Raw genomic sequence first — 19615 nt, forward strand, 5'->3', positions numbered from 1 at the left:
GATACATCGCCAGACAAATTGACCGAGACCGCACGTGTTGAAAACCAAATGGCGCGGAAGTGATCCGCGCCATTCGTTTGAGGCTCTTGAATTTACCGGATCCGCTTGGCGGCCGGCTCGGGGACCAGTTCACCGTCGAGGCGGCGGTCAAGATAGTCCTCGCATTCGGCCATCAGCGTTTCCACCTGGCCGTTGAAGAAGTGGTTGGCACTCGGTACCGTTTTATGGGTGATCAGAATGCCCTTCTGCGTCTTGAGCTTGTCGACGAGTCCGAGCACATCCTTTTCCGGCGCAACCTTGTCGCCGTCGCCGTTGATGATCAGGCCGGATGACGGGCAGGGGGCGAGGAAGGAGAAGTCGTAGATATTGGGCTGCGGCGCGATCGACATGAAGCCTTCGATCTCGGGGCGGCGCATCAGAAGCTGCATGCCGATCCAGGAGCCGAAGGAATAGCCGGCGACCCAGCAGCTTTTCGAATCCGGATGCAGGCTCTGCACCCAGTCGAGAGCGGAGGCGGCGTCGGAGAGCTCGCCCGCACCATGGTCGAACTCGCCCTGACTGCGGCCGATGCCGCGGAAGTTGAAGCGAAGCGTCGTGAAGCCCCGCTTCTGGAACATGTAGAACAGCTGGTAGACGATCTGGTTGTTCATCGTTCCGCCGAATTGCGGATGCGGATGAAGGATGATCGCGATCGGTGCGCTCTTTTCCTTGGAGGGTTGATAACGGCCTTCGAGACGACCCGCGGGGCCGTTGAAAATCACTTCGGGCATAAGGTTCCGGTCCCTGACATTTTTGCGGTTCGTCAACACCAAATCAGAAAGCTGACTTGACGAAGTCAGTCAGCTTTTCTAGAACGAAGTTTAGAACCGTTCGAAACTGGATGGCATCGCATCCGGGGTGAAGGTGTCATAAGGCAAGCCCGGCGGAAATTTCAAGGAAAATGCGCCGCCGAACGCAGGGGAGACCAAAGCCAGGATGGCTGTTGAGCGCATCTATCTCGACTGGAACGCCACCGCACCCCTTCTGGGCGCAGCGCGCGAGGCCATGCTCGATGCGCTCGCCATGCCCGGCAACCCCTCTTCCGTGCACGCCGAAGGGCGTGCGGCCCGTGCTGTCATCGAGAAGGCGCGCCGCGATGTGGCCGGCCTTGTGGGTGCCGAGCCGGCCCATGTGACCTTCACGGCCAGCGCCACCGAAGCCGCAAACCATGTCCTGTCTCCCTTTTACCGCATGGGTAAGTCCCGGGTAGCGGTCGGCCGGCTCTTTGTCTCGGCGATCGAGCATCCTGCCATTCGCGCCGGCGGGCGTTTCCCGGCGGACCATGTGAGCGAAATTCCAGTCATGCGCTCGGGTGTGATCGATCTCGAGGCGCTTGCTGCGTCGCTGGCCGTTCATGATCCGGCGGACGGGCTGCCGCTGGTGGCGGTCATGCTGGTCAACAACGAAACCGGCATCGTCCAGCCGATCCAGGACGCGGCGGCCATCGTAAAGAAGTTCGGTGGGCTGCTGGTGGTCGATGCCGTACAGGCGGCAGGCCGTATTCCGCTGTCGATATCCGAACTCGGCGCCGACTTCCTGATTCTGTCGGCCCACAAGCTCGGCGGTCCCAAAGGCGTTGGTGCGCTGGTGTCGCGAGGCGAGACCTTGATGCCGGAACCGCTGGTTCGCGGCGGTGGTCAGGAAAAGGGGCACCGGGCCGGGACGGAAAATCTGGCCGCGATCGCCGGCTTCGGTGCTGCGGCACGGGAGATGACGGCGGATCTGGTGGAGCGCAATGTAATGATCACCGCGTTGCGTGACCGCGCCGAAACGGGACTGCGTGCGGCCGCTCCGGACGCTGTCATCTATGGTGACGGCAGCAAGCGGGTCGGCAATACCAGCTTCTTCCATCTGCCGGGGCTCAAGGCGGAAACCGGACAGATTGCCTTCGACCTTGAAGGTGTTGCTCTGTCGGCCGGAGCTGCATGCTCGTCCGGTAAGGTCGGCGCGAGCCATGTGCTGACCGCAATGGGCGAAGATGCCGCGACAGGTGCACTGCGCCTGTCGATCGGGCCGTCGACGACGGAGGCGGAAATCGACCGCTTCGTCTTGACCTTTGCCAAGATCGCGGCACGACGAAAATTGGCGGGAAAGGCCGCCTGAGGCGGTAAAAATACGCGCCGACCATCGTTTTTCCCTTGCCAAGAGGGGTGAAAAGATGGCTCGGGAACCTTAAGTATGGCGGATCACCGCCCAACGTTAACAAGCTGCCGGAATTTGGCCCGGCAAGATTGGAGAACGACCATGGCTGCTGTGCAGGAAACGATCGATCAGGTCCGCCTTATCGACGTCGACCAGTACAAGTACGGTTTTGAAACCACGATCGAAGTCGACAAGGCCCCGAAGGGCCTGTCGGAAGACATCGTTCGCTTCATTTCGGCAAAAAAGAACGAGCCCGAATGGATGCTCGAATGGCGCCTCGACGCCTACAGGCGCTGGCTGACAATGGTCGAGCCCACCTGGGCTCGCGTCGACTATCCGAAGATCGACTTCAACGACATCTATTACTATGCGGCACCGAAGACGGCTGCCGGTCCGAAGTCGATCGACGACGTCGATCCGGAACTTCTGAAGGTCTATGAGAAGCTCGGAATTCCCCTGCGCGAGCAGGAAATGCTGGCTGGCGTCCAGACCTCGAAGATCGCCGTCGATGCCGTCTTCGATTCCGTCTCGGTCGTGACGACCTTCAAGGCCGAATTGATGAAGGCTGGCGTGATCTTCATGTCGATTTCGGAAGCGATCCGCGAATACCCGGATCTGGTGAAGAAATATCTCGGCTCGGTCGTCCCTGTCACCGACAACTATTATGCGACGCTGAACTGCGCGGTCTTCACGGACGGATCCTTCGTCTACATCCCGAAGGGCGTTCGCTGCCCGATGGAACTGTCGACCTATTTCCGCATCAACGAGAAGAACACCGGCCAGTTCGAGCGTACGCTGATCGTCGCCGAAGAAGGGGCCTATGTCTCCTATCTCGAAGGCTGCACAGCACCCCAGCGCGACGAGAACCAGCTGCATGCAGCCGTGGTCGAACTCGTTGCCATGGACGACGCCGAGATCAAGTATTCGACCGTTCAGAACTGGTATCCGGGCGACAAGGACGGCAAGGGCGGCATCTATAACTTCGTTACCAAGCGTGGCGATTGCCGTGGCGACCGCTCCAAGATCTCCTGGACCCAGGTCGAGACCGGCTCTGCGATCACCTGGAAATACCCGTCCTGCATCCTGCGCGGCGACGACAGCCAGGGCGAGTTCTACTCGATCGCCGTCTCCAACGGCCACCAGCAGGTCGATAGCGGCACCAAGATGATCCATCTCGGCAAGAACACCAAGAGCCGGATCATCTCTAAGGGCATCTCGGCCGGCGTGTCGCAGAACACCTATCGTGGCCAGGTCTCGATGCACCGCAAGGCGGAAAATGCCCGCAATTTCACCAATTGCGATTCGCTCCTGATCGGTGACACCTGCGGCGCGCATACCGTGCCCTACATCGAGGTGAAGAACTCGACGGCCAAGGTGGAGCACGAGGCGACGACCTCGAAGATCTCCGAGGACCAGAAGTTTTACGCCATGCAGCGCGGCATCCCGGAAGAAGAGGCAATCGCGCTCATCGTCAACGGCTTCGTCCGCGACGTCATCCAGCAGCTGCCGATGGAATTTGCGGTTGAAGCACAGAAGCTGATCAACATCTCGCTCGAGGGTTCGGTCGGCTGAGGTCGACCACCCGCTCACTTATTTCGCTGCGCCTGGCGCGTGACCCCATTCGTCCGAAAGGATTTGTCCATGCTTGAAATTCGCAATCTCCATGCCCGCATCGCCGAAGACGGCACCGAAATCATCAAGGGCCTTAATCTCACCGTGAAGGCCGGCGAAGTCGCTGCCATCATGGGCCCGAACGGCTCCGGCAAGTCGACGCTGTCCTACATCCTCGCAGGCCGCGAAGACTATGAAGTCACCGAAGGCGATATCCTTTACAACGGCGAGAGCATTCTGGAACTTGACCCGGCCGAGCGCGCCGCCAAGGGCATTTTCCTTGCCTTCCAGTATCCGGTAGAAATCCCGGGCGTTGCCACCATGCAGTTCCTGAAGGTCGCGATGAATTCGCAGCGCAAGGCGCGTGGCGAGGACGAATTGACGACGCCGGAGTTCATCCGTCGCGTCAAGGAAGCCGCTGGCGAACTGAAGATCAACCCTGACATGCTGAAGCGTCCGCTCAATGTCGGCTTCTCCGGTGGCGAGAAGAAGCGCGCCGAAATCCTGCAGATGGCGCTGCTCGAGCCGAAGCTGTGCATCCTCGACGAAACCGATTCCGGCCTCGACATCGACGCCCTGAAGATTGTTGCCGATGGCGTCAACGCGCTGAAGCGTCCCGATCGTGCGACCGTCGTCATCACCCACTACCAGCGCCTGCTCGATTACATCGTGCCCGATAGCGTGCATGTTCTCTACCAGGGCCAGATCATCAAGTCGGGCGACAAGAGCCTGGCGCTGGAACTCGAAGCCAACGGCTATGCCGACATCACCGGTCAGGCAGCCTAAGCGGTTTCAAGTTTTAAAGGAGTTGCAACGATGACATTGCAAGCGGCCAACCGGCTCACCGTAGCCGAGACCCAGATCATCGACGCCTATAACAACCAGATCGGCAGCCTCCCCGGGGATGGCGCCGTTGTTCTGAAGCGCGACGGTCTGTTCGACGCGCTGAAGCGTCAAGGTCTGCCGACGCGCCGCGTCGAGACCTTCCACTACACGGATCTGAAGGCGCTTCTGCGTGCGCTTCCGGCCGAAGAGCTGCAGAGCATTGCCAAGGCGGTCAAACCGCTGGTGGCGGGCGCAACCGTGCTCAACATCCTGCAGGGCGTTGCCCAGACGCCGGCATCCTTGCCGGAGGGGGTGAGCGTTTCGCTTTATCGCGACGCTCTGTCGAATGGTGCTGCGGCCGCGGGTCTGACCGCCTTCAACAGCGACGACACGATCGGTCGCCTCAACGGCGCCTTCGTGCGTGACGGTTTCACGCTCGATGTGGCCGACAACGCCGACGTCGAAGGCCCGATCGAGCTGCAATCGGTGCATGCCGCCGGCCAGTTGCACCTGCGCTTCCCGGCGACCTTCGGCAAGGGTTCGAAGGCAACCGTCATCGAGCGGCATGTCGGCCAGAGCGGTTCGGCAGCACTTGCCTCCGTTGTCGCGGATCTGAAGCTTGGCGAAGGTGCCGAGATCACCTGGATCATCCTCCAGGGTGAGGGCGATGCCGATACCCATCTTGGTCAGATCCGCGTCGAACTGGGCACCGATGCCAGGTTCCGCCTCTTCGTCATCAATGCCGGTGGCAAGCTGGTGCGCCAGGAAATTCACGTGAAGACGGTTGGCGAAGGCTGTGACTTCATGCTACGCGGCGTCAACCTGCTCGGCGGCGACACGCATACGGACGTCACCATGACTCTCGGCCACGACGTGCCGAACACGACATCGACGGAAATCATCCGCAATGTGGTGTTCGACCGGGCCAAGGGTGTCTTCCAGGGCATGATCAGGGTCGCCCCGGATGCCCAGAAGACCGATGCCCGCATGGCCTGCAACACATTGCTCATGTCGGATGATTGCGAATTCTCGGTCAAGCCGGAGCTCGAAATCTTTGCCGACGACGTCCAGTGTGCGCATGGCGCGACGGTCGCCGACATCCACAAGAGCCATCTTTATTACCTGATGTCGCGCGGCATTCCGGAAAAGAAGGCGCGGGCGCTGCTGATCAACGGCTTCGTCGCCGAAATCGTCGAGGAGCTCGAAAACGAGCCGCTCGTCGAAGCGCTGGAAGAGATCATCACCGACTGGCTGGAGCATCATGGCTGACACGATCGCGGCACGCACAGGTTACGACGTTGAAGCCGTCAGGCGGGATTTCCCGATCCTGTCGCGCGAGGTCTATGGCAAGCCGCTGGTCTACCTCGACAATGCGGCTTCTTCGCAAAAGCCGCAGAGTGTGATCGACGCGGTGTCGCATGCCTATTCTCACGAATATGCGAATGTGCATCGTGGCCTGCATTTCCTGTCCAATGCCGCGACCGATGCCTATGAAGCGGCACGCGAAAAGGTGCGCCGATTCCTGAATGCTCCGTCGATCGACGAGGTGATCTTCACCAAGTCCTCGACGGAAGCGATCAACACGGTCGCCTATGGCTGGGGCATGAAACATATCGGCGAGGGCGACGAGATCGTCCTGTCGATCATGGAGCACCACTCCAACATCGTGCCCTGGCATTTTCTGAGGGAACGCAAGGGTGCCAAGCTCGTCTGGGCACCGGTGACCGATGACGGCGCTTTCGACATGGAAGCTTTCGAAAACTGCCTCACCGAGCGCACCAAGCTGATCGCCATCACCCACATGTCGAACGCGCTCGGCACCGTCGTGCCGATCAGGGAAGTCTGCCGCATTGCCCGCGAGCGTGGTATCGCCGTGCTGGTCGATGGCTCGCAGGGCGCCGTCCACATGCCGGTCGACGTCCAGGATCTCGGCTGTGACTGGTATGCCGTCACGGGCCACAAGCTCTATGGCCCCTCGGGCATCGGCGTGCTCTGGGGCAGGATGGACCGTTTGAAGGATATGGACCCCTTCATGGGCGGCGGCGAGATGATCATCGAGGTTGCCGAGGACTATGTCACCTATAACGAGCCGCCGCATCGCTTCGAGGCCGGCACGCCGCCGATCGTCCAGGCGATCGGTTTGGGTTATGCGCTCGACTACATGGAGAGCCTCGGTCGCGAGGCGATCGCCGCCCACGAGGAGAGCCTGCGCGCCTATGCGCATGAACGGCTGTCGGCGATCAATTCGCTGAGGATCATTGGAAATGCGCCGGGCAAGGGAGCGATCTTCTCCTTCGAACTTGGCGGCATTCACGCCCATGACGTGTCCACCATGATCGACCGTCGCGGTGTCGCGGTCCGTGCGGGCACGCATTGTGCCCAGCCGCTGCTTGCTCGCTTCGGCGTGACGTCCACTTGCCGCGCTTCGTTCGGCCTTTACAATACCCGCGAAGAAGTCGATGCGCTGGCCGACGCGCTCGATTATGCGCGCAGCTTCTTTGCCTGAGGAAAGATGCCATGACAGAGATTGAAACCAAGCCGGATGTCCGCGAAGGCATTATTCACACCGCCATTCCGCCGGAAGAAGTGGCGCGCCTGTCGGACGACATCGTTGCGGCGCTGAAGACGGTCTATGACCCGGAAATTCCCTCCGATATCTTCGAACTCGGTCTGATCTACAAGATCGACATCGAGGACGACCGCACGGTGAAGATCGTGATGACGCTGACGGCACCGGGTTGCCCAGTCGCCGGCGAGATGCCGGGCTGGGTCGAAAATGCGGTTGGGGCGGTCGAGGGCGTTGCAGGCGTCGAGGTGGAGATGAGCTTCGATCCGCCGTGGACCCCGGACCGCATGTCCGAAGAGGCGCAGGTCGCCGTCGGCTGGTACTGAGAGAATTCGGCAATGAACGAACGGCCCGCCTCGCGTGGGCCGTTTCGCGTTCGGCTTGCCTGATGGTCAAACGGTGTGACAGGTATGCAAGCATCGCAATGGCCTCGAGCAGAGCGGTTTGATCGGCTCGCAAAGCGCTGGCGCTATTGAACGACCGGGGCGTGTCCCTTACATTGAGTGACAGAAACGCCGGACCTTGAACCCGGTCGTTGTTGGAGACTGTGCCGATGGGCTTTGAGGTAATGACCATGAGCGATGCGGCTGCCGCACGTGTCAGGGCAATCGTCGAGAATTCCGCTCCCGGGACCAAGGGCATCAGGGTCGGGATAAAGAAGGGTGGCTGCGCCGGGATGGAATACACCATTGACCTGGTGACCGAGCCTAATCCCCGGGATGATCGCGTCGAAAAGGATGGCGCGGCCGTCTGGATCGATCCGGCTGCTGTCCTCTATCTCCTCGGGACGGAGATGGGCTTCGAGACGACGACACTGCGTTCCGGCTTCACCTTCCACAATCCGAACCAGACCTCGGCCTGCGGTTGCGGCGAATCGGTCGAACTGAAAGCTGCCGATCTGGCTGAACTCGCCCGACAACGCGAGAGTGCTACTGCCTGAGTGATGTGCGGGGGCCGCCAATCCGACCGTACAGCATGATGGCACATCCGCTCGGCGAGCCGATTCGTTGTTTTCTTGCTATTGCTCGAAAAAATATCTTGCGGAGTGCAGGTTTCGGCAAATAAGCTGCGGCCATGGACACAAGTGACCGCAAAATAATCGATCTTCTCGCCGAAGACGCCCGTCGCTCCCTCGCAAGCATTGGGGATGTGGTAGGGCTTTCGCCCTCTGCCGTCAACGAACGCATCAGGCGTCTGGTGGCGTCGGGCGCCATCAGGCGCTTCACGCTGGAGGTGGATCCGGCAGCGATCGGACTGCCGATCACCGCCTTCATACTGGTGACGCTGCCGCAGGATACCGAACAGGCTGCCTTCCGGGACTATGTGGAGAACCATCCGGCGGCGCTCGAGTGTCACCACGTGACCGGCAGTTGGTCCTACATGGTGAAGATCCGGACGGCCGATCTGACCGGGATCGAGGCCTTCCTGGCCGACCTCAAGGGCGAACGATTGATTGCCCGCAGCGAGACAATGATTGCGCTGTCGACCACGAGCGAACGCAGCTATGTGATCGGGTCCGAGTGAGATGGACACCGTCGTCTTCGGCAAGGGGCTCGTACTGGGCATTGCCATTGCGGCGCCCCTTGGGCCGATCGGCGCGCTCTGCATCAACCGCACCCTGGAGCGCGGCTTCTGGGCCGGCGTCGCAGGTGGCCTTGGAACCGCGATCGCCGACGGCGTCTATGCGCTCATGGCTGCGGCCGGATTTACGGCTCTCGGGGCCGTTCTCGGCTGGATCGAACTGCCGCTGCAGGTCTTCGGCGGCTTCTTCCTGATCTATCTTGGTATCAAGGGATTGAAGCCTCGTCCGCAGGTCTCGGCCGCATCGGTCGACGCGCGCGGATTGCTGTCGACCACGGCGGCGACCTTTCTCCTGACCATCGCCAATCCCGCAACCATCCTGTCTTTTGCAGCGATCTTCGCCGGATTGGGGCTGGCGGCCGGGCAAGGCAGCGCAACCGCGGCCCTGCTTGTTGCGGGTGTCTTTCTGGGGTCGCTGGGGTGGTGGTTCTTTCTGAGCGGCCTTGTGAGCCTCTTGCGTACGCGATTGCCGGACGGTTTTTCTGCGGTGGTCGGCCGGGTGTCTGCGATCATTCTGATCGCCTTTGGGCTGACTGCACTCCTGCATAGCTTGTTTGCCGTGCTCTGACGGATCGAGACTGCGTGTGCTCCTGGCTCGCCCGTGTCATGCGAGACACTTTTCATTGGAAATCCAATGTTGATCAGGCCGCAGCGCCGCTCCTCATGCTAGATGTGACCCATGTCACAGCGGGGATGATGCGGGGTATCGATGTCAGACAGGCAGGCCACATCCAATGCGATGTTCGATTTCATCACGGAGTCGTCGCGGGCCCGCGACAACAATGAGGTCCTTGCCTGCCTGGATACGGCGGCCAAGGCCTTTGGCATGGACTGTTATGCGATCTCCGGCATACCGCTGCCCAGCGAGCGCATCGACCCCTATTTCATGCTGAATGCCTGGCCGGATGGTTGGTTCGAACGCTATGTGCAGGAGAACTATGTCCATGTGGATCCTGTCATCTACCGCACGAAAATGTCGGATGAGGCTTTCGTCTGGTCGGAGGCACTCGCCGACAAACCTGTCACCCGGGCCGCGAAGCGAGTGATGAACGAGGCCACGGAATTCGGGATGTATGACGGCTACAGCGTTCCGCTGCATTCCGTCGGAGGATTTCAGGCGATCGTGACCTTTGGCGCCCGAAAGGTGGATCTGTCCCAGGAACAGCGCGGAGCGCTGCACATCATTTCAATCTATGCGCACAACCGGTTGCGTGCCTTCCTGTCGGAGGGCCGGGAGAAGGCTGTCCCGGATGTCGCAAAGGTCACGCCACGTGAGCGTGAGGTCATCCTGTGGTGTGCTGCCGGAAAGACCAACTGGGAGATTGGCCAGATCCTTGGAATCTCTGAGAAAACCGTTCAGCATGAGATTGCCTCCGCCAGCCGCAAGTTGAATTCCGTCAATCGCGCGCAACTGATTGCCGAATCGATTCGGCTTGGCATCATCAGATAAATAGGCAGAACGGCCTATATTGAATTCGTCCCCCATGCCCCACTGTTCACCCGGGCTTATTTAGGGGGGGCAGCATGCTTGCGGCGATCCTGGGCGCAGCAACGCATGACTGCTTCGACATCATGGAACGGGTCTGGCGTTTCCGCCATCGCCAGTTTGTCGAAAGACTCGGCTGGGAAGCGTGCCGCCGGGCTGACGGTCGCGAGATTGACCAGTTCGACGGAGAAGAGGCGATCCACCTGCCACTGCTCGTCGCCAGCGACGTCGTCGGATACAGCCGGCTCCTCCCGACACTGAAGCCGCATCTGTTGTCGGACGTTTATCCCCATCTCATGGATGGAACCGACTGGCCGCGCGGCGAACGGATTTTCGAATGGACGCGTTGCATCGCCGAGGTCTCCGACCAGACCATCGCGGGCGTGCCGATCTCTCACATCCTGATGACCGGGGTGATGGAGTATTGCCTCGTCTCGGGGATCGAAATGCTGCTCGTCGAAACCCATTCGAAGCTGGTCAACCTCTTGATGACCACCGGGTGGGAGGTAATGCCTCTTGCCGCCCCGAGTGTCCTGGAGGGTTCGCTGATCCTACCGATCACGGCCAGGCCATCCATGGCTGGCCTTTTGAAACACCACGAACTCTACGGCATTACTGGAAGCGTCCTCGACCTCGAACTTGCGCCGGGCAACCCTTTTGGCCCGTCGCCACTCTCGCGTCTCGCCTTCGCCGACGAGCCGCATGGAACACACCAATATTCAAGAATGGCAGGAGAATGACATGACGGATGGCCAATTCCCATCCTCCGATATCTACGTGCGCTCGATCGTGGAGGAGCAGGTGCGTAGCCTGAGAGAAATCATCAAGGGCGTTTCGCAGAAGGAGCCGCTCAGTAACGACGCGCTCTTCCTGGACCATCTTCTGCAGATGGTTTCGCTGGCCGCGGCAGACGGACTGGAGCGTCGCAGGAGCAGCGGTGGTCGCAAGCGGACATTGTCAGTAGCCGACGGCAGTCTGGCGGACATTCATCTCGACATGGCAAAGATGGAGTTCGTCCCGGAGCGCTTCGATCGCGCCCAGTAGGTAAGTCCGGATTTCGAGGCTCTCACCATGGCTTTCGCAGAGCCGTTCGAGAGCCTCGTCGATCTGGAAGAGACAGTCCTCGATGTAATCATTGCTCCCGACGAAGCTGACTGCCGTCTTGAGATGCTGCCGGAAATGGGTCTTCAAGCGGTCGCAATCACGGATGTCGGCGGGGAAAATCTGAGATTTCAGGTGGTTCAGTGTGTCGTTATACATGGAATCCCTGATGCAACCGTTTACAACTTGGGAATGTGGCCAGAAGTTTCCGCCAATTGCAATCGTTGAATGACCCTGCGACAACGCATTCGCCTGTTTTCGTTGAACAAGCCCAAAATTTGCCCAAGCCGCACGCATGGCCCGGGTCGTGCGTTCGGCTTGTACCCATGTCGCGCCGAAGCTGGGCGACCATGCTTCCTTCTCAGCCGACGAGACTGTCCCGCCGGCCAGAAGTGAGCGAGCTGATCAGTTCGAACGGCAGCGACCGGTCTTTGTCGTTTCCTTGTCGCCGTCGTCATAGGCGATGCCGATCTTTTCGCCTGACAGCGATGCGATCGTGCCGGGATACCAGTCGCCCTTGCCCTTGAAATTGCATTCGACCTTCATGCCGATCATCCAGTCATAGGGACGAACGTTGCGGGTCGAAACGGTCTCGCGCTCTCCGTCGTCATAGCGGATGGTGACCTTGCCACCAGCGACCTTCTCGGCGATGCCGGGGAACCAGTAGCCGGCACCCTTGTAGTTGCCAAGAACCCAGTCACCCTGGGTCTGAGCCTGGGCAGCGCTGGCGCCAGCCAGCATCGGCAAACTTGCGGCAAGTGCGATGATCAGTTTGAAGCGCATAACGAATCCTCTCGATACGACAAAGAGACCCGATCGGTAGCAACCGGGCCTGCGCAGTGATGACTGGCGTCTGATCCCTAGATGAGTCGTAGGTTCGGTCAGGTACTATTATAGGTGAGGCTGAGGGCGCCCGTTGACGGCAGGAGAAGGGACTGCCTCAGTCGCGCTTGATGCTCATCAGCACGTCCCACATGTCGGCTCCGGTTTCCCAGACGCTCGCATTGGCCTTGAAGCCGAGTTCGCTCTGAACCAGCGATATCATTTCCGAAGCGAGATCCACATTCGAACCGTCGCCGAAGGTCGCAGCGCCGGATGGGCTGACGGAGACGGCCACACCGCCTTGGGCCGAACTGGAGTATCTGGTTTCGAGCCGATCATAGGCTGGCGTCATGGCATTGGCGACATTATCAGCCGATGCGGCAAGACGCGTCTGCTGTGCTTTCATGCCCGAAAGCGAAATGCTCATGACGGCCGAAATACTCATGGCGTGATCCTGCGTTCAAACCCAACTTCAGAACATCAGAATAGGCGGTGGGAGTTAGCAATGTCCGAACGTGCATGGTTTCGGCTTGAGGAAGAGGTATTCTGCCACTGCCCTGATTTGAGACACCAGCGCCGCTGGAACGAAAGAACCCGGCGCTCGGCACCGGGTTCTTCAGCTTCTCTGTCCGTCAGGCTTATTCAATGATCTGAATAATCTGCCGTGTCTGCGGATCGACGATCACGCGCCGCTCGTTGACCACTGTATAGGAATAGCCGTCATAGCCATCGACCGGATAGAGTTCGACGGGGTCTTCGATAACGCGGCCGATCATCACGTCGCCTTCGTAGGGCACCGAGCGCACTTCGCGCTGCATGACATAAGTTTCGACCGGGGCTGGCACGACGATCGTCGACTGTGTCGCGACCGGGGCCTGCTGGATGATGACAGTTTCCTGCGCATTGGCCGACGCCGAGAGCGTCATGAGGGCCGCTGCACCGGCGAGGATGAGAGTGTTGCGCATGTCTGTTCTCCTGTGTTGAGCAGCAGAAGAACGGACATTGCCGCATTCCGTTCCATCACAGGCTTTTTCGATCTGTCACCACAAATGAAGAACGCCGCCTCAAGGGCGGCGTTCCTGTGTCGATACTGAGGCCGTTACTCGGCGGCTTCTGCATAGGCTTCCATGGGCGGGCAGGTGCACACCAGGTTGCGATCGCCGTAGACATTGTCGACGCGGTTGACCGAAGACCAGTACTTGTCGACCCGGAAGGCGCCCGGCGGATAGCAGGCCTGTTCGCGGCTGTAGGGCCGGGTCCATTCGCCGACCAGGTCTTCCACCGTATGCGGGGCGTTCTTCAGCGGGTTGTTGGTCTTGTCCATCCGGCCGTCCTCGATGTCGCGGGCTTCCTCGCGGATCGCCAGCATCGCTTCGCAGAAACGGTCGATCTCGGCCTTGGTCTCCGACTCGGTCGGCTCGATCATCAGCGTACCTGCCACCGGCCAGCTCATGGTCGGCGCATGGAAGCCGCAATCGATCAGGCGCTTGGCAACGTCGTCGACGGTCACGCCGGCAGACGCCTGCAGCGGACGGGTGTCGATGATGCATTCATGCGCCACGCGGCCCGAGGCCGACGTGTAGAGCACGTCATAGGCACCCTTGAGGCGCGCCGCGATGTAGTTGGCGTTGAGAATCGCCACTTTCGTCGCCTGCGTCAGGCCTTCGCCACCCATCATCAGGCAGTAGGACCAGCTGATCGGCAGGATCGAGGGCGAACCGTAAGGACCGGCCGAGACCGCACCCGGACGACCGTCGGTCGAGACGTGCCCGGGCAGGAAGGGCGCAAGATGCGCCTTGACGCCGATCGGGCCCATGCCCGGACCGCCGCCGCCATGCGGAATGCAGAAGGTCTTGTGCAGGTTGAGGTGGGAAACATCCGAGCCGATGTCGCCGGGACGGGACACACCGACCATGGCGTTCATGTTCGCCCCGTCGAGATAGACCTGGCCACCGAACTGGTGGGTGATCTCGCAGATCTCCCGCACCGTCTCCTCGAACACGCCATGCGTGGAAGGATAGGTGATCATGCAGCAGGCGAGATTGTCTGCATGCGCTTCCGCTTTCGCGCGGAAATCATCGAGATCGACGTCGCCGTTTTCCTTCGACTTTACCGGCACGACGGTCATGCCGACCATCTGGGCGGAGGCCGGGTTGGTGCCATGGGCCGAGGTCGGGATCAGGCAGACGGTGCGGTGGGTGTCGCCGCGCCCTATGTGATAGGCGCGGATTGTCAGGAGGCCCGCATATTCGCCCTGAGCTCCCGAATTCGGCTGCATCGAGATCGCATCGTAACCGGTGACCGCGCAGAGCTTCTCCGAGAGGTCGTCGATCATCTCCTTGTAGCCCAGCGCCTGATCTTGAGGGGCAAAGGGATGGATATCCGAGAATTCCGGCCAGGTGATCGGCAGCATTTCGGCCGTCGCGTTCAGCTTCATCGTGCAGGACCCGAGCGGGATCATCGCCCGGTCGAGGGCCAGGTCCCGGTCCGACAGCCGGCGGATGTAGCGGGTCATCTCGCTTTCCGCACGGTTCATGTGGAAGATCGGATGCGTCAGGTATTCGCTGGTGCGCAGCAGTTCCTTGGGCAGCCGGTAATCGGCTTCAAACTCCGAGACATTGAACTTGCCACCGAAGGCACGCCAGACGGCCTCGAGCGTGGCCGGACGTGTGCGTTCGTCGAGGGCAATGCCGACCTTGGTCTCACCGACCTTGCGCAGGTTGACCCCTTCCGCAACGGCGGCCCGCATGACGAGCCCCTGCATGTGGCCGACCTCGACGGTGATCGTGTCGAAGAAGGTCTCCGGCTCGATCGTATAGCCGAGCTTTTCCAGCCCCTTGGCGAGCAGCACGGTCTTGCGGTGCACCTGCTGGGCAATCGCCTTCAGGCCTTGCGGCCCATGGAAGACCGCATACATCGACGCCATGACGGCGAGCAGCACCTGGGCGGTGCAGATGTTCGACGTCGCCTTTTCGCGGCGGATATGCTGTTCGCGGGTCTGCAGCGACAAGCGATAGGCGCGGTTGCCGCGTGCATCGACGGACACACCGACGAGGCGGCCGGGCATGGAGCGCTTGATCGCATCCTTGACCGCCATATAGGCCGCATGCGGACCACCATAACCGACAGGTACGCCGAAACGCTGGGTCGATCCGATGGCGATATCGGCGCCCATTTCACCGGGCGACTTCAGAAGCAGCAGCGCGAGAATGTCGGCGGCCACTGCAGCAAGAGCGCCGGTCTGGTGAAGGCGGGCGATCAGGCCGGAAAAGTCACGGACATGTCCGTGCGTACCCGGATACTGGAAGATCGCGCCAAACACGTCGCTCGGGTCGAGATCGGTGAAGGGGTCTCCGACGGTGACGGTCCAGCCGAGCGGCTCGGCGCGGGTCTGGATGACCGCGATGGTCTGCGGATGGCAGTCCTTGTCGACGAAGAAGCCGGTCGCCTTGGTCTTGGCGCTGCGCTGGCACAGTGCCATGGCTTCGGCAGCGGCCGTTGCTTCGTCGAGCAGCGAAGCATTGGCCACGTCGAGACCGGTGAGGTCTGTCACCATGGTCTGGTAGTTGAGGAGCGCCTCCAGGCGGCCCTGGCTGATTTCCGGCTGGTAGGGCGTATAGGCGGTGTACCAGGCCGGGTTTTCCAGGATGTTGCGCTGGATGACCGGCGGCGTGATCGTGCCGTAATAGCCCTGGCCGATCAGCGAGGTCAGGACCTTGTTCTTGTTGGCCGTCTCGCGCAGCTTGTCGAGCGCCTCGCGCTCGGTCATCGCACCACCCCAGGTGAGCGGCACCTTCTGGCGGATCGAGCCGGGAACGGTGTCGTCGATCATCTCGTCCAGCGAGTGATAGCCGATCACCTTCAGCATCTCCGTCATTTCGGCCGGCGAGGGGCCGATATGGCGCCGATTGGCGAAGTCGTACGGATCGTAGTCCGTGAACTGGAATTCCGTCGTCATCAGGCAATCAGCTCCTTATAGGCGGCCTCGTCGAGCAGCGCGTCTGCGTCGGAAGGGTTGGCGAGCTTCAGCTTGAAGAACCAGGCGGCACCTTCCGGATCGGAATTGACCAGCGACGGATCGTCGACGATGGCCTGGTTGATCTCGACGATCTCACCATCCAGCGGGCAGTAGACGTCCGAGGCCGCCTTGACGCTCTCGACGGTCGCAGCGGTGCCATCCTTCTTGAATTCCGTGCCTTCGTCCGGCAGTTCGACGAAGACGAGATCGCCGAGCTGGCCGGCGGCATGGGCCGTGATGCCGACGGTGGCAACGCCGTCTTCGATCTTCAGCCATTCGTGTTCAGCGGTGAATTTCAACATGGTTCTCTCCGGAGATTTTTTTCAGCGTTTATAGGTGGTGGTGACGAAGGGAAGGGCGGTGACGGTGAGGGACAGGAACCTGCCGCGCACCTCTGCGAAAACCTGGGTGCCGGGGACGGCCATCTCGGTCGGCACATAGCCCATCGCGACGGGGCCTTCGACAGAAGGGCCGAAGCCACCCGAGGAGACATGGCCAATTTCGGTCTTGCCCTCGGCATCGGCAAACAGCTTTGCCGGCGGACGCACGGGCGCCTTGCCCTCGGGCTTCAGGCCGACGCGGCGGCGGGAAACACCATTCTCGAGTTCACCAAGAATGCGTGTCGCACCGGGGAAGCCGCCTGCGCGCGCGCCACCCGTGCGGCGGACCTTCTGGATCCCCCATTCGATGGAGGCTTCGATCGGAGACGTCGTGGTGTCGATGTCGTTGCCGTAGAGGCACAGGCCCGCTTCGAGCCGGAGCGAATCACGGGCGCCGAGACCGATCGGGGCACAGTCCGTCTGATCGAGGAGCGCCTTTGCGAGGTCGGTGGCGCGGTCGGCGGGCACAGAGATCTCGAACCCGTCTTCGCCGGAATAGCCGGTGCGCGAGACGATGGCGGAAATGTCGCCAAGCGAGACTTCGCGGACATCCATGAACTTCATCGATGCGACATCGGAGGACAATGCCGCCAGAACGTCCTCTGCCTTCGGCCCTTGCAAGGCGAGAAGCGCGCGGTCGTCATGCACGAAAACCTGCACGCCATCCGGAAGCTTGGCCCGCATATGCGCAATGTCGGAATCCTTGCAGCCGGCATTGATGACAACCAGCAGGCGTTCGCCGAGGCGGGTGATCATCAGGTCGTCGAGAATTCCGCCCTTGTCGTCGGTGAAGAAGCCATAGCGCTGACGGCCGTCTTTAAGCTCGAGGATGTCGACCGGGACCAGGGTTTCGAGTGCGCGTGCCGCGTCTTCGTACGTGCGGGAAGCCGCGATCAGTTCGACCTGTCCCATGTGCGAAACGTCGAACAGGCCCGCAGCGGCACGGGTGTGAACATGTTCCTTCAGCACGCCGGCTGGATATTGCACCGGCATGTCGTAGCCGGCAAAGGGCACCATTCTGGCGCCGAGCGACACATGAAGATCGTAAAGGGGGGTGCGTTTGAGTTGGGTCTGGTCGTTCAAGACGTCGCCTCCGGGTTTTGAGCGCTCGCGCGCTTGCTCAAGTCTGGGCACGGGTGTGCCGCTTCATGAGCCCCCTCTGTCCTTGTGCCTGAGATTGTTATCCCTTCGGCTTGGCCCGCTTTGGAAACAGGCCTCTCTCCAGAGTGCAGTCGACGCCTTGTGGTCCTTTTGCCTGAGAGTTTCCGGGGCGGTTGCTCCTTCGGCTCCGGATTGAACCGGTTTCTCCCAACAAGGTCTTAAACGCATTATCCGGCAGTGTGGCGGCTTGGCAAGAGGCCGCGTCGCTCCGAAGCAAATAATTGTCGCGCAGGCGTGGTGATTGCGCTGGCGCAAGCTTTCGCATGGTTGCCCGGTCCCTGTGGCATCTCGCCCCTTGGCTTGATCGCGGCATCGCGATAAGGGATCGGGTGCAAAGGGGGACAGGATGAAGCCGAAGGTCAAGACAGCGACGATGATCCTGCGCATGTTCTGCGCCATGGTCTTCCTGTCTGTCGGATTCGGCCATCGCATGCCGGTCGCAATGGCAAGCCAAGTGCAGTCTTTTGCCTATGCGCTGCCTGACGGCACCTTTGCCGATCTCTGCATCGGCGATCAGGGACGCAAGCATGTGAAGCCTGCGAGCGGTTGCGAGGCCTGCCGCCTTGCTGGCGCTGCTCTGTTGCCTGAGCCTGCAGACCAGTCCTGGCTCCTCGGTCAGTTTGGGAACCTGGGTGAGATTGTCCCGGCCGAACCGGTAGTCCGCTCTGGCCATCTCCTCCACCGCCCGCGTCTCCGCGGCCCGCCGCGCTTCGCCTGATTGTATTTATCATCCGACGAAGACTGACGACAGCCGACGGCCAAGAAGGACCGCGGCAAGGAGAGATAGCCATGAAGACCCAATTGCTTGTCGCAACCGCGATCACCACGCTTGCCTCGACTTCATCCGTATTCGCCCATGCGACTTTTGCGAATCAGCCCGCCAAGATCGGCTCCTACGTCGCCGCCACACTGCAGGTACCGCATGGTTGCGACGGCAAGGCGACCAATGAGGTGCAGATCAGGCTGCCTGAAGGCTTTATTTCTGCCAAGCCCATGCTGAAACCGGGCTGGGAGATCGAAGTGATCACCGGCGACTACCAGAAGGGCTATGACAATCACGGCAAGGAAGTGAAGTCCGGGCCGGTCGAGATCCGTTTCAAGAACGGCGATCTGCCGGACAGTTTCTACGACACCTTTACAGTTTACGGTAAGATCGCTGCGGGCGACCCGGCAACTGGCCTCGCATTCCCGACGATTCAGCTTTGCGGCGCGGATGCCAAGGTCGCCTGGGATCAGGTGGCAGCACCCGGTCAGGACCCGCATGATCTGGATGGTCCGGCGCCAGTCCTCAAGCTGGTGGCGGCTGAGGAAAATCCGCATGCTGGCCATGGTGCCCACGGTACCCATGCCGGTCAGGGAGCTCCCGCCGACCAGGCTGCTGCCGGTGGTCATGGCGCGCATGCCGGCCATGCGGCCCACGGCGATCATATGGCCGCGATGGAGCCGGGCGGCTTTATGCCGGTGACGGCAGGAGACCTCGAGCTTACGGCAGGATTTGCCAGGGCCATGCTGCCCGGTCAGCCGGTCGGCGGCGGGTTCGTCACCATCACGAACAAGGGCGGCGACGAGGATCGCCTCGTGTCTGTCACGTCTTCTGGGGCCGGCGAGGTCCAGATGCACGAAATGGCGATGGAAGGCGACGTCATGAAGATGCGCCAACTGAACGACGGCATCGTTATCCCCGCCGGCGAAACGGTTGAACTGAAGCCGGGTGGCCTGCACCTGATGTTCTACAAGGTTTCCGAGCCCTTCAAGGAAGGTGCGACGGTCAATGTCACGCTGACATTCGAAAAGGCCGGTGCCGTGGACATGGTTCTGCCGATCGGTCCGGCCCGAGGCAACTGAACAAGGCACCTCCGTTGAAACGAAAGAAGCCGCGACCG

The 19615-nt window shown here is 61.0% G+C and carries 22 protein-coding genes and 1 riboswitch; of the genes, 15 read left to right on the forward strand and 7 right to left on the reverse strand.

The annotated features are described in order from the left end of the window. Positions 1 to 92 precede the first annotated feature (92 nt). Complete coding sequence (locus QTL56_RS03685; RefSeq protein ID WP_229576360.1) at positions 93 to 770, reverse strand: alpha/beta hydrolase; 678 nt, start codon at positions 768 to 770, stop codon at positions 93 to 95. Positions 771 to 975: 205 nt separating this feature from the next. Between QTL56_RS03685 and QTL56_RS03690 the strand changes: the two genes are divergently transcribed. From QTL56_RS03690 to QTL56_RS03750, 13 genes are all read left to right on the forward strand, one after another. Continuing rightward, the gene (locus QTL56_RS03690) at positions 976 to 2142 is read left to right on the forward strand and encodes a cysteine desulfurase family protein (RefSeq protein WP_245136985.1); all 1167 of its coding nucleotides are present in this window, start codon (positions 976 to 978) and stop codon (positions 2140 to 2142) included. 141 nt (positions 2143 to 2283) lie between these two features. Further along, positions 2284 to 3753 (forward strand): Fe-S cluster assembly protein SufB, encoded by a 1470-nt coding sequence (sufB, locus tag QTL56_RS03695; protein WP_229576358.1) that lies wholly within the window; start codon positions 2284 to 2286, stop codon positions 3751 to 3753. A gap of 69 nt (positions 3754 to 3822) precedes the next feature. Further along, a complete protein-coding gene (gene sufC, locus QTL56_RS03700) occupies positions 3823 to 4578 on the forward strand; it encodes a Fe-S cluster assembly ATPase SufC (RefSeq protein ID WP_245136984.1) in 756 nt (251 codons plus the stop codon). A 30-nt stretch (positions 4579 to 4608) separates the two neighbouring features. Further along, the gene (gene sufD / locus QTL56_RS03705) at positions 4609 to 5886 is read left to right on the forward strand and encodes a Fe-S cluster assembly protein SufD (protein ID WP_245136983.1); all 1278 of its coding nucleotides are present in this window, start codon (positions 4609 to 4611) and stop codon (positions 5884 to 5886) included. Then, entirely contained in the window at positions 5879 to 7123 is a 1245-nt protein-coding gene (locus QTL56_RS03710) for a cysteine desulfurase (protein WP_229576355.1), read from the forward strand. The genes sufD and QTL56_RS03710 overlap by 8 nt, the downstream gene beginning before the upstream one ends. A gap of 11 nt (positions 7124 to 7134) precedes the next feature. Then, entirely contained in the window at positions 7135 to 7509 is a 375-nt protein-coding gene (locus QTL56_RS03715; protein ID WP_229576354.1) for an SUF system Fe-S cluster assembly protein, read from the forward strand. A gap of 227 nt (positions 7510 to 7736) precedes the next feature. Next, positions 7737 to 8123, forward strand: a complete 387-nt coding sequence (gene sufA / locus QTL56_RS03720) for a Fe-S cluster assembly scaffold SufA (RefSeq protein WP_229576353.1) — start codon at positions 7737 to 7739, stop codon at positions 8121 to 8123. 134 nt (positions 8124 to 8257) lie between these two features. Then, complete coding sequence (locus QTL56_RS03725; protein ID WP_229576352.1) at positions 8258 to 8707, forward strand: Lrp/AsnC family transcriptional regulator; 450 nt, start codon at positions 8258 to 8260, stop codon at positions 8705 to 8707. 1 nt (position 8708) lies between these two features. Next, entirely contained in the window at positions 8709 to 9332 is a 624-nt protein-coding gene (locus tag QTL56_RS03730; protein WP_245136982.1) for a LysE family translocator, read from the forward strand. 141 nt (positions 9333 to 9473) lie between these two features. Further along, the gene (locus QTL56_RS03735) at positions 9474 to 10214 is read left to right on the forward strand and encodes a helix-turn-helix transcriptional regulator (protein ID WP_229576350.1); all 741 of its coding nucleotides are present in this window, start codon (positions 9474 to 9476) and stop codon (positions 10212 to 10214) included. Positions 10215 to 10288: 74 nt separating this feature from the next. Next, on the forward strand, positions 10289 to 10990 hold the full coding sequence (locus QTL56_RS03740; protein WP_245136981.1) for an acyl-homoserine-lactone synthase: 702 nt from the start codon (positions 10289 to 10291) through the stop codon (positions 10988 to 10990). 1 nt (position 10991) lies between these two features. Beyond that, positions 10992 to 11294 (forward strand): hypothetical protein, encoded by a 303-nt coding sequence (locus tag QTL56_RS03745; protein WP_245136980.1) that lies wholly within the window; start codon positions 10992 to 10994, stop codon positions 11292 to 11294. Between the two features lie 27 nt (positions 11295 to 11321). Next, positions 11322 to 11579: a hypothetical protein gene (locus QTL56_RS03750; protein ID WP_245136979.1), complete on the forward strand. Its 258-nt coding sequence runs from the start codon at positions 11322 to 11324 to the stop codon at positions 11577 to 11579. Positions 11580 to 11756: 177 nt separating this feature from the next. Here the strand turns inward: QTL56_RS03750 and QTL56_RS03755 are convergent, their stop codons facing one another. The 6 genes from QTL56_RS03755 to gcvT all read right to left on the reverse strand — a co-directional run bounded on the left by QTL56_RS03755 (position 11757) and on the right by gcvT (position 17654). Next, complete coding sequence (locus tag QTL56_RS03755) at positions 11757 to 12134, reverse strand: tudor domain-containing protein (RefSeq protein ID WP_229576346.1); 378 nt, start codon at positions 12132 to 12134, stop codon at positions 11757 to 11759. A 157-nt stretch (positions 12135 to 12291) separates the two neighbouring features. Beyond that, on the reverse strand, positions 12292 to 12618 hold the full coding sequence (locus QTL56_RS03760; protein ID WP_245136978.1) for a flagellar basal body rod C-terminal domain-containing protein: 327 nt from the start codon (positions 12616 to 12618) through the stop codon (positions 12292 to 12294). A 193-nt stretch (positions 12619 to 12811) separates the two neighbouring features. Next, positions 12812 to 13138 carry a DUF1236 domain-containing protein gene (locus tag QTL56_RS03765; protein WP_229576344.1) on the reverse strand — a complete coding sequence of 109 codons (327 nt, stop codon included), beginning with the start codon at positions 13136 to 13138 and terminating at the stop codon, positions 12812 to 12814. A gap of 134 nt (positions 13139 to 13272) precedes the next feature. After that, complete coding sequence (gene gcvP, locus QTL56_RS03770) at positions 13273 to 16131, reverse strand: aminomethyl-transferring glycine dehydrogenase (RefSeq protein ID WP_245136977.1); 2859 nt, start codon at positions 16129 to 16131, stop codon at positions 13273 to 13275. After that, complete coding sequence (gcvH, locus tag QTL56_RS03775; RefSeq protein ID WP_229576342.1) at positions 16131 to 16493, reverse strand: glycine cleavage system protein GcvH; 363 nt, start codon at positions 16491 to 16493, stop codon at positions 16131 to 16133. Before gcvH ends, gcvP begins: the two co-directional genes overlap by 1 nt. A 21-nt stretch (positions 16494 to 16514) precedes the next feature. After that, positions 16515 to 17654, reverse strand: a complete 1140-nt coding sequence (gcvT, locus tag QTL56_RS03780) for a glycine cleavage system aminomethyltransferase GcvT (RefSeq protein ID WP_245136976.1) — start codon at positions 17652 to 17654, stop codon at positions 16515 to 16517. Positions 17655 to 17804: 150 nt separating this feature from the next. Next, a riboswitch (glycine riboswitch) is annotated at positions 17805 to 17892 on the reverse strand. A 186-nt stretch (positions 17893 to 18078) separates the two neighbouring features. Here gcvT and QTL56_RS03785 point away from each other — a divergent pair. Then, positions 18079 to 18450, forward strand: coding sequence for a hypothetical protein (locus QTL56_RS03785; RefSeq protein ID WP_245136975.1), 372 nt, complete (start codon positions 18079 to 18081; stop codon positions 18448 to 18450). Positions 18451 to 18521: 71 nt separating this feature from the next. Further along, on the forward strand, positions 18522 to 19577 hold the full coding sequence (locus tag QTL56_RS03790; RefSeq protein ID WP_245136974.1) for a copper chaperone PCu(A)C domain-containing protein: 1056 nt from the start codon (positions 18522 to 18524) through the stop codon (positions 19575 to 19577). The last annotated feature ends 38 nt before the right edge of the window (positions 19578 to 19615 follow it).

The sequence above is a fragment of the Peteryoungia algae genome (assembly GCF_030369675.1).
GTDB classification, from domain to species: domain Bacteria; phylum Pseudomonadota; class Alphaproteobacteria; order Rhizobiales; family Rhizobiaceae; genus Allorhizobium; species Allorhizobium algae.

Bases quoted from the DNA above. Each gene is read 5' to 3' on its own strand.
- sufA (WP_229576353.1), top strand. From the start codon at position 7,737: ATGGGCTTTGAGGTAATGACCATGAGCGATGCGGCTGCCGCACGTGTC.
- sufC (WP_245136984.1), top strand. From the start codon at position 3,823: ATGCTTGAAATTCGCAATCTCCATGCCCGCATCGCCGAAGACGGCACC.
- gcvH (WP_229576342.1), bottom strand. From the start codon at position 16,493: ATGTTGAAATTCACCGCTGAACACGAATGGCTGAAGATCGAAGACGGC.
- sufD (WP_245136983.1), top strand. From the start codon at position 4,609: ATGACATTGCAAGCGGCCAACCGGCTCACCGTAGCCGAGACCCAGATC.
- QTL56_RS03745 (WP_245136980.1), top strand. From the start codon at position 10,992: ATGACGGATGGCCAATTCCCATCCTCCGATATCTACGTGCGCTCGATC.
- gcvP (WP_245136977.1), bottom strand. From the start codon at position 16,131: ATGACGACGGAATTCCAGTTCACGGACTACGATCCGTACGACTTCGCC.
- QTL56_RS03710 (WP_229576355.1), top strand. From the start codon at position 5,879: ATGGCTGACACGATCGCGGCACGCACAGGTTACGACGTTGAAGCCGTC.
- QTL56_RS03755 (WP_229576346.1), bottom strand. From the start codon at position 12,134: ATGCGCTTCAAACTGATCATCGCACTTGCCGCAAGTTTGCCGATGCTG.
- QTL56_RS03685 (WP_229576360.1), bottom strand. From the start codon at position 770: ATGCCCGAAGTGATTTTCAACGGCCCCGCGGGTCGTCTCGAAGGCCGT.
- QTL56_RS03730 (WP_245136982.1), top strand. From the start codon at position 8,709: ATGGACACCGTCGTCTTCGGCAAGGGGCTCGTACTGGGCATTGCCATT.
- QTL56_RS03735 (WP_229576350.1), top strand. From the start codon at position 9,474: ATGTCAGACAGGCAGGCCACATCCAATGCGATGTTCGATTTCATCACG.
- sufB (WP_229576358.1), top strand. From the start codon at position 2,284: ATGGCTGCTGTGCAGGAAACGATCGATCAGGTCCGCCTTATCGACGTC.
- QTL56_RS03690 (WP_245136985.1), top strand. From the start codon at position 976: ATGGCTGTTGAGCGCATCTATCTCGACTGGAACGCCACCGCACCCCTT.
- QTL56_RS03725 (WP_229576352.1), top strand. From the start codon at position 8,258: ATGGACACAAGTGACCGCAAAATAATCGATCTTCTCGCCGAAGACGCC.
- QTL56_RS03785 (WP_245136975.1), top strand. From the start codon at position 18,079: ATGAAGCCGAAGGTCAAGACAGCGACGATGATCCTGCGCATGTTCTGC.
- QTL56_RS03765 (WP_229576344.1), bottom strand. From the start codon at position 13,138: ATGCGCAACACTCTCATCCTCGCCGGTGCAGCGGCCCTCATGACGCTC.
- QTL56_RS03740 (WP_245136981.1), top strand. From the start codon at position 10,289: ATGCTTGCGGCGATCCTGGGCGCAGCAACGCATGACTGCTTCGACATC.
- QTL56_RS03750 (WP_245136979.1), top strand. From the start codon at position 11,322: ATGGCTTTCGCAGAGCCGTTCGAGAGCCTCGTCGATCTGGAAGAGACA.
- QTL56_RS03790 (WP_245136974.1), top strand. From the start codon at position 18,522: ATGAAGACCCAATTGCTTGTCGCAACCGCGATCACCACGCTTGCCTCG.
- QTL56_RS03760 (WP_245136978.1), bottom strand. From the start codon at position 12,618: ATGAGTATTTCGGCCGTCATGAGCATTTCGCTTTCGGGCATGAAAGCA.
- QTL56_RS03715 (WP_229576354.1), top strand. From the start codon at position 7,135: ATGACAGAGATTGAAACCAAGCCGGATGTCCGCGAAGGCATTATTCAC.